The sequence below is a fragment of the Pantoea anthophila genome (assembly GCF_026104315.1).
In the GTDB taxonomy this organism is placed as follows: Bacteria; Pseudomonadota; Gammaproteobacteria; order Enterobacterales; family Enterobacteriaceae; genus Pantoea; species Pantoea anthophila.
Map to the genome: position 1 here is coordinate 1,521,227 of NZ_CP110473.1, position 13,739 is coordinate 1,534,965.

Annotated in this window: 10 protein-coding genes; 7 read left to right on the top strand and 3 right to left on the bottom strand. The window is 53.3% G+C overall.

The genetic code is table 11. The features are described from left to right. Window positions 1–218 precede the first annotated feature (218 nt). Genes OJ965_RS09555 through biuH form a run of 3 tightly spaced genes read left to right on the top strand, consistent with a single transcriptional unit; the run spans window position 219 to window position 3,635 of the window. Window positions 219–1,655 carry an amidase gene (locus tag OJ965_RS09555; protein ID WP_265139000.1) on the top strand — a complete coding sequence of 479 codons (1,437 nt, stop codon included), beginning with the start codon at window positions 219–221 and terminating at the stop codon, window positions 1,653–1,655. Beyond that, window positions 1,652–2,968, top strand: a complete 1,317-nt coding sequence (locus tag OJ965_RS09560) for a purine-cytosine permease family protein (RefSeq protein ID WP_265139002.1) — start codon at window positions 1,652–1,654, stop codon at window positions 2,966–2,968. The genes OJ965_RS09555 and OJ965_RS09560 overlap by 4 nt, the downstream gene beginning before the upstream one ends. Further along, window positions 2,949–3,635, top strand: coding sequence for a biuret amidohydrolase (biuH, locus tag OJ965_RS09565; protein WP_009089440.1), 687 nt, complete (start codon window positions 2,949–2,951; stop codon window positions 3,633–3,635). The genes OJ965_RS09560 and biuH overlap by 20 nt, the downstream gene beginning before the upstream one ends. A 62-nt stretch (window positions 3,636–3,697) precedes the next feature. Here biuH and OJ965_RS09570 read toward each other — a convergent pair whose 3' ends face one another. After that, on the bottom strand, window positions 3,698–5,884 hold the full coding sequence (locus tag OJ965_RS09570; RefSeq protein ID WP_265139005.1) for a putative bifunctional diguanylate cyclase/phosphodiesterase: 2,187 nt from the start codon (window positions 5,882–5,884) through the stop codon (window positions 3,698–3,700). 394 nt (window positions 5,885–6,278) lie between these two features. On the opposite strand from OJ965_RS09570, the gene OJ965_RS09575 reads away from it, so the two are divergent. Then, entirely contained in the window at window positions 6,279–7,391 is a 1,113-nt protein-coding gene (locus OJ965_RS09575; RefSeq protein ID WP_058957638.1) for a mechanosensitive ion channel family protein, read from the top strand. A 286-nt stretch (window positions 7,392–7,677) separates the two neighbouring features. Here the strand turns inward: OJ965_RS09575 and OJ965_RS09580 are convergent, their stop codons facing one another. After that, window positions 7,678–8,394 carry a helix-turn-helix transcriptional regulator gene (locus tag OJ965_RS09580; protein WP_265139008.1) on the bottom strand — a complete coding sequence of 239 codons (717 nt, stop codon included), beginning with the start codon at window positions 8,392–8,394 and terminating at the stop codon, window positions 7,678–7,680. A gap of 57 nt (window positions 8,395–8,451) precedes the next feature. Between OJ965_RS09580 and OJ965_RS09585 the strand changes: the two genes are divergently transcribed. After that, window positions 8,452–8,814 (top strand): VOC family protein, encoded by a 363-nt coding sequence (locus OJ965_RS09585; protein WP_140925535.1) that lies wholly within the window; start codon window positions 8,452–8,454, stop codon window positions 8,812–8,814. Window positions 8,815–8,948: 134 nt separating this feature from the next. Here the strand turns inward: OJ965_RS09585 and OJ965_RS09590 are convergent, their stop codons facing one another. Further along, window positions 8,949–9,689: an SDR family oxidoreductase gene (locus tag OJ965_RS09590; RefSeq protein ID WP_265139011.1), complete on the bottom strand. Its 741-nt coding sequence runs from the start codon at window positions 9,687–9,689 to the stop codon at window positions 8,949–8,951. Window positions 9,690–9,900: 211 nt separating this feature from the next. On the opposite strand from OJ965_RS09590, the gene OJ965_RS09595 reads away from it, so the two are divergent. Then, window positions 9,901–10,656, top strand: a complete 756-nt coding sequence (locus tag OJ965_RS09595; RefSeq protein ID WP_265139013.1) for an alpha/beta fold hydrolase — start codon at window positions 9,901–9,903, stop codon at window positions 10,654–10,656. Between the two features lie 1,078 nt (window positions 10,657–11,734). After that, entirely contained in the window at window positions 11,735–13,294 is a 1,560-nt protein-coding gene (locus tag OJ965_RS09600; RefSeq protein ID WP_265139015.1) for a methyl-accepting chemotaxis protein, read from the top strand. Window positions 13,295–13,739: the final 445 nt, after the last annotated feature.

A 13,739-nucleotide genomic window follows, 5' to 3' on the forward strand; every position in this document is an offset into this window, starting at 1 on the left:
CCGCAAAACCATTCACCTGTCACGCCCCCTTATCGCGCAGCCCTGCGCCATCATCGTGCTGAAAAAATAAACAGGCGCGCCCGTCCGCCACCATAAGAATTCGATCTTGTATCCCAGGCCGTATTCCATCTGGCATCCCTGCTTCAGAGCGCCCGGCCTGGTGTCAGCTGGCACGGTTCATGCACTACCTGACGGGTACAATTCTGGCGAGGTAATCCATGTTTGACTCCTTATTAGACGAAGATGCCACCACGATGGCCGCACTTATCCGCAGCGGGGAGGTGTCAGCCTGCGAGCTGACCGGGGCCGCACTGGAGCGACTGGCGGAACGGGAACCGGCAATACAGGCCTTTTGTACCCCCACGCCCGATCTGGCGATGGCGCAGGCCAGGGCGCTGGATGCCCGCCGCGCTCGCGGAGAGACGCTGGGCGCGCTGGCGGGGGTACCGCTGGCGGTGAAGGATTTGATCTGCACGGCCAGTGTCAGAACCACCTCTGGTTCGGCGGCTTACCGGGATTTCGTGCCGGAAGAGGATGACATCACGGTGGAACGCCTGCTGGCCGCCGATGCCATTCTGCTGGGTAAAACCACCGCACCGGAGTTTGGCTACAGCGCGGTCGGGCACAATCCGCTGTTTCCGTCGCCGCGTAATCCCTGGGATCCTGAGATGACGCCCGGCGGCTCCAGTGCCGGCTCCGGTGCGGCCGTTGCGGCACGGCTCTGTCCGATTGCGCTGGGCAGTGATGGGGGCGGATCGGTTCGCATTCCGGCGGCGCACTGCGGCATCTTTGGTTTCAAGGCGTCGATGGGACGGGTGCCGCTCTGGCCCGGCTGCCGCGATGAACGCTATCCCGGCGTGTCGAGCTGGGAGTCGCTGGAGCACATCGGCCCGATGACGCGCAGCGTGCGCGATGCCGCCCTGATGATGTCACTGATGGCGGGCCCGGATATGCGGGATCGTCACTCCATTCCCTGCAGCGACGTTGACTGGCTGGGCGCGCTCCGGCTGCCAGCCAGCAAACTGCGCATCGCATTCAGCGCAGACCTGGGTTATGTCGCGGTGGATCCGGAAGTGCGGGCGGTGGTCAGTGCGGCCGTGCAGCGCTTTGCCGCTGAAACCGGCGCGGAACTGGAGCTGGCCGATCCGGGCTTCAGCGATCCGGCCGCCGCTTTCGGTGCACTGGTGGCGATGGAGAGCGATCTTACCGGCATGCGTCAGATGATGGCGGAGCAGGGCAGCGCCATGTCACCCCATCTGATCGCCATGCTGCAGCGTGAGTGGCGGGCGGAAAACTTCACTGATGCTATCGCGGTGCGCAAAGCGGTCAGCAACAGCCTGTGGCGCTTTATGCAGCGTTACGACCTGCTGATCACTCCGACGCTGGCAGTGCCGCCGTTTCCGCTGGGAAGCCAGGGGCCGGAAATCATTGCGGGGCGCATGGTCCGCAGCGATCACTGGCTCTCATTCTGCTACCCGTTCAACTTCACCGGTCAGCCCGCGGCATCGGTGCCCGCTGGTTTTACCGCCCGCGGCCTGCCCGTGGGGCTCCAGATTGTCGGACGGCATCTTGATGATGCCTTAGTGCTGGCTGCCAGTGCCGCTTTCGAGCGCATTCAGCCGTGGAATCACCTTCAACCGGGAATCACACAATGAAAACATCGTCTTCACCTGCGCTGGAGCAGGAGTTTGAACACCAGCCGGTGCCAGTGTCGCATCGTCACTCCACCCGCTCGGTCTCGGCAGTCTGGTTCGGTTTTCCGATGATCCTCACCAATGCGTTATTTGGCGGCATCATCACCTGGCATCTGGGCTTCTGGCCTGCACTGATCGCCATTCTGCTGGGGAATCTGGTGCTGTTTGCCTATGTTGGCGCGCTGAGCTGGTTCGCCGGCAACAGCGGCATGAATTTCGCCCTGCAGGCCCGGCGCACCTTTGGCAGCAAAGGCTATATCCTGGTCTCCGGTTTTCTCTCGACGGTGGTGATCGGCTGGTATGCCTTTCAGACCGGCCTCACCGGCACGGTAATTAATCAGACCTTTGGCTGGAACGCGCTAGGGGTGACGGCCTTTGCCATGCTGCTCTACACCGGCATCACCTTTCTGGGCGTGCGGGCGCTGTCGGTGCTGGGGATGATCGCCGCGCCGCTGTTTGTGGTGCTCGGCATCGTGGCGCTGTGGCTGATAGGGCGGGATCATGATTTCGCCGTCGTCACGCAGTGGCAGGGCAGCGCCAGCGCGGCGGGCGCCATGAGTATGGGCACCGCGGTCACGATGGTGGTCGCCGGTTTCGCCGACTCCGGCACCATGACGGCGGATTTTACCCGCTGGTCAAAGAATGGCCGCTCGGCGGTGATCGCGGCTTTTTCCGCTTTCCCGGTTGCCAACGTGATCTCCTACCTCTTCGGCGTGGTAATTGTGGCGGTGGGCGCGGCGGTTGACCCGCTGACCAACGGCGGAAACTTCCTGCCGATGCTGATGGGCCACAGCGCATTTCTCTCGGTGGTCGCCTGTCTGTTTGTCTTTATTAACCTCGGATCGGTCTGCACACACTGTCTTTACAACGGCGCGGTGGGATTCAGTCATCTCTTCAGCAGCAAAATGCGGCTCTGGACGCTGATTCTGGGGGGCATCGGCGGCGTGCTGGCACTGGCGGGGGTCTGGTCCTACTTCCTGGAGTGGCTCAGCCTGCTGGGCATCGTGGTGCCGCCGTTTGGCGCAGTGATGATCGTGGATTTGATTTTTATGGCGCGCATCAGCGAACAGCGTCCGGCAGAGCGTTTCCGCGGTACCGCGTTCGCCGCCTGGGCGATTGGCAGCCTCTGTGCGGTCATCGCTCATGTGGCCTTTCCGCAGTTCGGTGAAGCCGTCATCGGCCTGGTCACGGCCGCCCTCAGTTACAGCCTGATTAGCAAACTGCGCATGCCGCGCCCGGAAATGGAGAACAGTCATGCCCGACTACAGCGTTAATTCCACCCCCTACGCCTGGCCGTTCGATGGCCATTTTACCCCGGCTGACACTGCCCTGATCGTCATTGATATGCAGACCGACTTCTGCGGCGTGGGTGGCTATGTCGATAGCATGGGCTATGACGTCAGCCTGACCCGTGCGCCCATCGCCCCGCTGCAGCAGGTGCTGGCCGCGATGCGTGCGCGGCAGTTTCCGGTTATTCATACCCGCGAAGGGCACCGGCCCGATCTCAGTGACCTGCCAGCCAATAAGCGCTGGCGGTCGCGGCGGATGAATGCCGGGATTGGCGATGTGGGGCCGTGTGGCCGCATTCTGGTGCGGGGTGAACCGGGCTGGGAGATTATCCCGGAGCTGGCGCCGCTGCCGGATGAAGTGGTGGTGGACAAGCCGGGCAAAGGCTCGTTTTACGCCACCGATCTGGAGCTGATTCTGCGCAGTCGCGGCATCCGCAATCTGATCCTGACCGGCATCACGACGGATGTCTGCGTTCACACCACGCTGCGCGAAGCCAACGATCGCGGCTTTGAGTGTCTGGTGCTCTCCGACTGCTGCGCGGCAACCGAACGGCGTCACCACGAGGCGGCGCTGAGCATGATCCATATGCAGGGCGGCATTTTCGGCGCGGTCGCCTCGTCTGCGGCGCTGCTGGACAGCCTGGGCGCTTAGCGATCTGACTCTGATACGGATAGCCCGGGCGCACCGATGCGTTCAGGCTATCCTTCCGGCCGTTACGCCTGCGGCGTCGTCTCTGGCGCGGCGGAGGTCATCAGCGCCGCAAGCTGATCGGCGGGCACCGCCTGACTGAAGAGATAGCCCTGCAACTGATTACAGCCTGCATCCGCCAGCGCCGACATCTGTCCCGGCGTCTCGACACCTTCCGCCGTCACCATCAGGCCCATGGCATGCCCCAGTTTCACCACCGACTCCACAATCGCCACGGAATTTTCTGCCACGCCCAGCGACTGGGTGAAAGAGCGATCGATTTTGATTTTATCTACCGGGAAGGTACTCAGATAGTTAAGGCTGGAGTAGCCGGTGCCGAAATCATCCAGCGCAATGCGGAAACCCGCTTCACGCAGCGCCACGATAATCGCGCGCGCCTCCCGTTCATCCTCAATCAGCACGCCTTCAGTGATCTCCAGCTCCAGGCGCCTCGGGTCGCCGCCGTGCTGGCTGACAATCGCCATGATCCGCTCGACAAAGCCCGCCGATCGGAACTGCACGGGCGAGACGTTGACTGCCACCAGCAGCGTCGGGAAACGCTGCTGCGTGGCACAGGCTTCAGCGAGCACCCACTCACCCAATGGCATAATCAGGCCGGTCTCTTCGGCAATCGCAATAAACTCACCGGGTGCGATCAGGCCGCGTGTCGGGTGGTGCCAGCGCAGCAGTGCCTCAATTCCGACCATCTGCTGACCGCCGATGTCCATCAGCGGCTGATACCACACCTCCAGCCCCTGACGGCTCTGCAGCGCCGAGCGCAGATCCGCCGCAATCGCCTGGCGGGTGCGCACTGACTCATCCATCGCCCGTTCAAACTGCCGATATTTGCCACGCCCGCCGCTTTTGGCTTCATACAGCGCGATATCCGCTTTGCGCATCAGCTCCAGCCGATCGATACCGTCTCTGGGCGCGAGGGAGAGCCCGATACTGGCACCGCTCCATACTTCGCTGCCAAACAGCGTCACTGGCAGGGCCAGCTCGTCGACGATGCGCTGGGCCAGACTCTGCGCCTGGCCCAGGTTTTCGACATCCGGCATCACCACAATAAATTCATCGCCCCCGATGCGTCCCACGGTGTCGCTGGCGCGCACGATCCGGCTCAGGCGCTGCGCCACGGCGATGATCAGCTCATCGCCGGCGTGATGACCATAGGTATCGTTGATGGTTTTGAAGCGGTCGAGGTCGATCAGCAGCAGGGCCACCCGCTGATCGTGGCGCGTCGCCAGCGCCAGTGCCTGCGTCATGCGCTCTTCAACCAGCGCGCGATTGGGCAGACCGGTCAGCACATCATGAAACGCCAGATGCTGCGCCTGCGCCTCTGAGGCGCCGAGCCGCAGCATCGACTGCGACAGGCTGACCAGCGAATGCCAGAGCCGCCACACCATATAGAGACACAGCAGGGAGATCGCCAGCACCGCCAGCCCGGTTGAGGGGCCAATGGTCCGCAGCATCTGCGCACCGGGACGGGAGGGGATCCACTCCAGATACCCCACCGGATCGCCCGCCTGCGCCACCAGCAGATAGCGCGCTGCGCTGCCTGGCTGCGCCGTGCCGTCCGTGAAGTGCAGATCCTGAAGCTGATTGCGTTCCGCCAGGCTCGCCAGATAGCCATCATCCAGAAATTTCAGGCTCACCAGCCGGAAACGGGGCAGGGTGCGGCTCTCCTGCTGAATATTGCCGACGGCCAGGGCGGCGGCACGGTTCGTGACCCGTGCATAGTCGGCCCTGTCCGGGCGCGCCGGATCGGTGACCAGCGTACTCTGCAACACCTCACCCGCCAGCGGATCGCTATCCGGCGCAGCGACCGGCTGGCCCTCGCGCCAGACTCTGACGATCTGGTTCTGCTGATCCAGCACCATAATCAGCTGATGTCCGAACATTTCGTAAAGCCATTCACCGATGTTCTCATCCAGCCAGCGGTCGCTGTTGCTCGCGGAGAGGTGCTGCTCAAGCGGCGCCCAGCGCGACAGGCTGTGCAGCTGGCGCAGATGTTCATTCAGGCTCTGCGAAAACGAGGCTTCAATCATCCGCTGCTGTTGCTGCCGGGCTTCGGCGTTAGTGAGCGAGGTGCCGATAAACAGCGCCGTGCCGGCACCCGCAAAGGTGAGCAGCAGGATGGCGACCAGCGGTACCAGCACTTCACGCAGAAAACTGCGGCGGAAATCAGCAGAAAGTTTAATGCTATTAATCATATTGTTGTTTTTCTCAGCGACGGCGGGGCACAGTTTAAAATTAGCAGACAAGACTCTGTCGTCTACATTCAGCGGGGGTTATAGTGAGTCCGGCAGCAATTTTTGTTGTCTCAGGGGAATGAAAAGGGTCAGAAAAGCGAAACGGTTATATCAGGCGGGTTAATGATATCGGCCAGGGCTGCAGGTGACTTCTGTCACTGTCCGTCCTGGCTGAAAGGCAAAAGAGGCGCATCAGGGGGGCGGGCTGCCGAGGCTTTTCCTGTCAACTTTGCAGGTATGGTTCATACTTGAACCCATTGATTGTATGACAGACGGATGACCGTGAAGACAACGGTTATTGCATGTGTCACTTATCTGACAACCCGGTGTTGTCAGCTTACTAAAAGGGAAAATAATGCCATTGTTATTCGGTGAGTTATCTGGTTTCCCGTCGTGGGTACCTGTTGTATTACTCGTCTCGCTTTCATTTGTACTGGGTTTCCTGGGCCGTCTTATCCTGCTCGCGTTTATCCGCTACTGGCAGAGTCGCGACCGGAAGCTGTTCAAATCGCTGGAGAAGCACCTCAGTGGGTCGATGTTCTTTTTCATCCCGTTATTAATGATCAATGTGGGTCTTAATTACATTAATTTCCATCCTGACTCGCTGGATTTAATTACCAATATCATCAATGTCTTTATTATTATGTCGTTTTGCTCAGTATTAATACGACTGACCAATGTGGCGCAGGATATGCTTTATATCCGCTACGACATCAATATCTCAAATAATCTGCGCGCGCGTAAAATCCGCACACAGATTATCTACGTCAAAAAAGTGGTTATTGTCATTCTGGTGTTATTCTGCCTGTCGCTGATTCTGCTGAGTTTCCCGAGCGTGCGTAAATTTGGCACTACCATCCTGGCAGGGGCCGGTGTGGCGGGGATCATCATAGGTTTTGCGCTACAGAAGTCGCTGGTCAATCTGTTCGCCGGTATTCAGATCGCCTTTACCCAGCCGATTAAAATTGATGATGCGGTGGTGGTAGAGAAAGAGTGGGGCTGGATTGAGGAGATTAACCTGACCTATGTGGTCGTGCGGATCTGGGATCTGCGCCGCCTGGTGCTGCCGATCACCTACTTTACCGAGAACCCGTTCCAGAACTGGACGCGCAACAACGCTCAGATCCTCGGTTCGGTCTTTCTCTATGTGGACTACTCAATGCCGCTTGAGCCTCTGCGGACGCACTTTGAAAAGGTGCTGAGCGAAACCCGACTCTGGGATGGGGAAACTCAGGTGCTTCAGGTGACCGATACCACCGAGAAAACCATGACCATCAGGATGCTGATGACCGCGCAGAACTCGCCAATCGCCTTTGATTTACGCTGCTACGTGCGGGAAAAGATGATCGAGTTTATTCAGCAGAACTACCCGGAAAGCCTGCCGCAGGTAAGGGCATCGCTGACGGATAGCGGGCGTGAGAAGGGAGAGAGAGGAGTGGCTGAGCAGGTTTCAGGCATGGCGGACTGAGTGTTTTGAGCGCTCCAAGGTGATCGTCACCCCTGAATGACACAAAGGAGCCGTAACAGGCTCATTTGTGCCTTCTGGGTGCTTCGGGTGCCGATACCTGAGTGGCGGTGCAGAAAATTCACATCAGGCGGATGCACATCCCGTGGATAGCGGACGTTCGTAAGGGTGTTACAGAGCGTAGCCACAGAACAGGTGCTGTTAGCAGGGTAGTGTCTGCTATGAGCGAGTAAGGGAAACATTAATGAATATGGACAGGCCAGAATACTCTGGAATATTGGCATTCAGTTCAGCCTCGCCCAGGAATCGCTTTATCCAGACCCGCGCTACGCCACATCTGGAGTAAACGATGCCGGGAGTAGGGATAAGTTTCAGGCACAAACTGTAGTAATGTTAATCGCGTTACGTCGAAATGGCGGAAGGCATTACGTTTTTCACACCATGCTACAAGCAATATATCCTCTGTGAAGTAACCTAAGGCGAAAGGCCATATCGTTCTTTCACTCACATTACCCAGCCTGTCTGTATAGCCAGTCCGGATTTTCTGTTTACTCCTGATGGCGCTTCGAAGAGAGTTCAGACTCTCAAAATTGTGGTGGGCAACCAGAGTTTTTCCAACTAATTGTGTCGATTCATCAAACAGAGTCTTTAACTTTGCGGGCAGACCTTGCCGGATCTTACCCGTAACTTCAGAAGCTGCTTTTGATATACCTGCGTCACCATATGCTGATACCCAACGCAATCCGAGCGCTAGTGCATCGAGCTGCTCAGAGGTAAACATCACAGGCGGCAAGTGATGGCTTCGTGAGAGGATAAATCCCATCCCGGCTTCTCCCTGAATGTCAGCCCCCTGTGCACGTAGCGCGCAAATATCACGGTAAAGTGTGCGAAGGCTGACGGAAAGCTCTTGAGCAAGCCAGTTTCCGCTTACCGGATATCGATGTTCATATAAAATCTGTAGAAGATTGAGTAGGCGCTCTGCGCGCTTTGGTCCTGATGCTGACATGTTCTGTCAATGCTCCCTGCGATAGTGAAGTCTCATTATTTTTGACGAGTGAGACTCATGATACCTAACCTGATCATTCTTTATGTTGATAACCCAGTCACTAGCAGCGGATTTTACCAAAGGCTATTTAATAAAGAACCAGACGTAATGTTTCCAACCTGGGCGGCATTTTCCTTCAAGAACGGCCTGAACCTGGGACTATGGTCAACAACGGCGAGTGACTTTGTATCCGGCGGTGAAGGTAACCGAACTGAGCTGAGTTTTATGGTTAAAGACATTGAGGAGGTTGATGCGCTATATCAGCAGTGGTTAAACAGCGGTGTGCCGATAGAACAGGAACCCATGCAAGCTGTTTTTGGCAAGACATTCGTTGCGTTAGATCCTGACGGGCACCGTATCCGGGTGTGTATACCGGATTAGTTAACTGCCCATGTCTGGCACTTAAAAGTCCGCTTCTGGGCAGAAGCGGACGTTGTGCAAGTCAATGTCCGCTATGAGCGAAAAGCGGACATCATTCGGTTGATTTCAACTAATTTCCTGAAACCTGCTAATAATCAGTAATGAATCAGCCCGCCATCTACAGCATACTGGCTGCCAGTAACGTAGGATGCGTCATCGGATAGCAGGAAAAGCGCAACTGCAGCGGCCTCTTCTGCTGTTCCTGCGCGGCCCAAAGGAACCTGGCTTAACACAAACTCTTCGAACTGCTGACGCGACGTCTCTGGCATAAAATGCCTGAAGTTGGTTTCAATCGGACCCGGCACCAACGTGTTGGCGCGAATACCGCGTTCAGCCAGCGCAGATGCCCAACTTTTGACCATAGCAATAACGGCACCTTTCGTCGCTGCATACAGGCTAGTCATCGCCGCACCTTCATATGCCGATGAGGATGACGTTACCAGAACGGATGCGCCGCAATTAAGCGATTTGGAGAGCGCGGCCAGCTGTAGCATCGGACCGCGCACATTAGCATTCATCATTTGATTGAAAGAGTCTGCAGTGACAGATTCCGGAGAGCTCACCTCTGCAAAGCCAGCATTAAGCCATAATCCATCAAGTGAACCCCAGCCTCTGATAGCTCCCGCCAGTCCGTTTATGTCAGCTTCGCTTGCAGCATCACTTTTCAGAATAAGCGATGTCGCAGGAAGTAAGCCGCGTGCACGTTCAAGCCTTTCTTCATTAAGCCCTGTAATGGCTACGTGGCCACCTTCAGCAACAATACGCTGAGCGCCTGCCAGCCCGATGCCACTGGTGCCGCCTGTAATTAAAACCCGTTTATCCTGAAATCTGCTCACACAAATCCTTTATTTAGCTATGAAACCAGCATTTACATTACGTAAAAAGAACATAAATCGTCATCTGTTTCATTACGAAACAATATTCGCCGTTGGATTGCTGCCTGAACGTCCTCTTTGAGCGAGAAGCGGAATTTATACCATTACTCGTTGAGCTGTTTGCCTGGATACATGTATGCTTTCTGTCCACTCTAAATTTTAAGGGGTACATATGCTATCTACGTCGGCAACACCACAATTATCATATGTTGCAGAAGGAAAAGGCCCTTTAGTCATAATGCTTCACGGTCTTTTGATGGACGGAAAGTCGTGGCGGAAGAATGGATTTATATCCTTATTTAGTCCATTTTTTCACGTTGTTTGCCCGGACCTTTTAGGCCACGGTGAAAGCGAAAAGCAGCCAGTACCAGAATTATACACACAACAAGGCCAGGCGTTATCCATCATCAAAGTTATGGATGAGTTGGGTTATGATAAAGCGCATGTGATAGGTTATTCCTCTGGCGCATGGGCTGCATTAGGACTACTTAACCACCATCCGAAACGGCTTCATTCTGTCGTATTAGGTGGATGGGATTTAAAAAATGGCCTTCCGGAGACGCCTGAAGGAAAACTTAGTTTTGATATGTTTATGTCTTATGCAACAAGCACAGCCCCAGAGCTTACCTCCGGGCTTTCACTGATCGATCAAGAAAGTATCAGATGCTTTTTCAATGAGTTAAGAAAGTACTCGGAAAAAAAGGAAGCTTTATTTCCTTACAAAACACCAATTCTACTTTGGGCTGGTGCCAGTGACCCTTATCACTCAGCTATGGCTGAGATAGCGCAACAATATGGCTTATCTATGATCCTTGGAAAGGGGGATCATTTGAGTGAATTTAATAACCCGGGCAAAGCATCAATAAAGAAAATTTTTAAATTTATTGAAACGCAAAAGGGTTCAATGCCATCAGTGACTTGTTCATAAAAATATAAATTGTGGTAGCTGGAGTGATGTCCCTTCCGTCACAATGCCGAAATTCAACTAGTCAGAATTATCGTCTCCAAGGAGGTGCACACAAATGCCAGGCAATGCACAAACACCTCCTCTAAGCCGCTAAAGCGGTACAGAGGGACAGATTACGTGGTAAGTAATGCCAATGCCGAATTGTGCTATGTGCCCTGCGAAACCGATGACAGCTGTATAAATCCTGCCAGTATTGACCCTCTTTCCGGAAGCCCAAACTCTCCTTCAGCAATAAATGAGCTGATATAATATCGCTTACAGTTATATTGGCATTTAATGAGAGATTAATGACGCACATGGCAAAATTCGCAAAATAAAGGGCGGGATGTATTTTGTGCTCCACTGTCGCATTTATGGCTTCCCGCTTTGGCATGCTGCTGTACGCACTGACGTCGCGGCTTGTCGATCATGCTTATCAGATTCAGTGGCTGCCAGACTGCCATTTGTGAAGCGGATACTAACATGACACAAATGAGCCGTAACAGGCTCATTTTTGCTTCTGGTTGCTTCGGGTGCCGATACCTGAGTGGCGGTGCAGAAAATTCACACCAGGCGGATGCACATCCCGTGGATACCGGACGTTTGTAAGGGTGTTACAAAGCGTAGCCACAGACCAGGTGCTGTAGGCAGGGTTGTGTCTGCTATGAGCGAGAAGCAGATTCTGGCAGTGTTTCCTACGCCTTTCGAACGAAGTCATATACATTTTGTTAATTTGCCAGAAACTACCCACAGTAAACACCTGCTTACAGATAGATATTTAAATACACACTTTTGTTACATTTCAAAGCGTTTTTCTTATTAAGAGGCTGGGTTACTGTAAAAAAACAAATCTTCAAAATATTATGCTGCCTTCACGGCAAATACCCTTGCATTTATTTTTAATAAGAATGCAACAAATTTAATTTAAAGATAACAATAAAGTAATTTGGTTGTTTTATCAGCATTTTCTCAAATTAATAGTGCATTCATCTCATCAGAAAAAGCTAATGTTACCGGTAACTATGCCGATAGAAATTTTATCTTTTAGAGGGAGATTAAAATGTCGGTCATCAGAAAATTTAAACTTTCAAGAGTACTGCTCACCAGTGGCATATTCATCATCGTTATTCAGCTTTGTGTAGGATTAGTATTTCTCAACTATTTAAAGTCTGACAGAGATAATTTCAGAAACGCTGACATTGTGAGTAAAAAAGTACGGCTTTTGAGCGACATCTGGACGCAGTTAAACGAGGTGAGAGCAGACACTAACCGGATTGCTCTGTGGTTGATCAAAGATGGTCCGGGCAGTGAAAAAGTAAATTATTTTATTGCCCATGGAGAAAAGATCCTTAGTCAGTCAAGAAAAGATTTTTCCAGCTATCAGCAACTGGCTGATATCAGGGGAGTGCCAGAAGATATACAAAAATCTCTCCAGAAAAGCTTTCAGGCATATTCAGCCATTTTGCAGCAGTCGTTAAATAATGGCTATAAGAAGGATGCAAACCTTATGTTCTCGATTAATGCCGGCCCCTACAAGGATAAAATGCAAAGCGATTATGATGCATGGCGAAGCAGGGTGGCAGATATCAGCGTCCATATTTCCGAAAAAAGCAGCGAGACTTACTCTAAGGTGACTGTGTTTTTCTATGGAATGATAATTTTCAATCTCATATTTATGTTCGGACTTATCAGGGTGTTTAAAAACGTGCTTATCCAACCCCTGTCACAGGTTTATGCGCAACTGGAACGTATTCAGTCAGGCGACCTTACCAGTGAGGTTAAAACAGAATTCCCTCGCAAAACTGAAATAGGGGGATTATTCTTTAAACTCAGTGAGATGCAGTCAGGCCTTATCAGGGTAATTTCCGAGATAAAAGAGGGGTCACTGAATATTGTCAAGGGTATCAGTGAGGTGAGTTCCGGCAACAATGAACTTTCAGCCCGCACGGAACAGCAGGCAGCGTCTATTGTTCAGACAGCGTCCAGTATGGAGGAAATGACTGTGGCGGTTAAAAATAACGCGCAAAACTCTGCTGATGTCTCTGAACTGATTAACGACACCAGAACAAAGTCTGAAAAGGGTAAATCCGTAGTCCTGTCACTGTCAGACAGGTTGAAAACCATGCAGGAAAAATCGTCAAAAATTAACGATATTACCGGCATTATTGAAAGCATCGCTTTTCAGACCAATATCCTGGCACTGAATGCTGCCGTTGAGGCAGCCAGGGCGGGCGAGCACGGAAAAGGATTCGCTGTCGTAGCCGGAGAAGTCAGGAATCTTGCGCAAAAAAGCTCATCGTCAGCGAAGGAAATCAGCGATCTTATTAGCGATTCAGTGACGGAAATTGAAGAAGGTGCAAAGCTGTCTGATGTCGCACAGGATTCAATTTCAGGTGTTTATGATGCGATACTGGAGATACATGATGTAATGCACAACATCAGAACCGCTACGGATGAGCAAAGCAAGGGGCTTGAGCAAATTAATATTGCTATTTCTGAACTTGACACTGTTACCCAAAAAAACTCTGCACTGGCTGAAGAGACCTCATCAGCGGTAATGCTTGTTGAGAGTGAAACCGTGAATCTGAATCGTGTAGTTGATTCATTTAAAACCGGCTAATTCGATATGTCGTTTAACGAATAAATCAGATGGCGGGATATTCAAATGCTGAAAACAAGTTTTGAATATCCTTCCTTTACGTCAATAGTGATATTTACATTAAGACTTCTCAGCGCCTGTTTGCTGCCTGACGGCCGTTTCCGGCACCTTTCCCTGTCCGTATCCTGAAAAGACGTCCCTGATCATCCCGGCATGTTTGCATTACTACGCGGTAAGATCTGTTCTACGCGGATTAGCAAATGCACTGTTGGAAACATCCGCTTCTGTCTTGGACAGACCGTTGCGCCGCAACGGCCGCTATGAGCTTTTTGTGGTCATCACGGTCGTCTTTTTACAGCTTTTACAGGCGTTACAACTTCAGTAAGGTCTTCGTCAGACCTGCCGGCTTTAAAGATTGCAACGGCCTGACGCAGAAGGACAGCTTGCTCCTCAAGGGAAGGCGCCG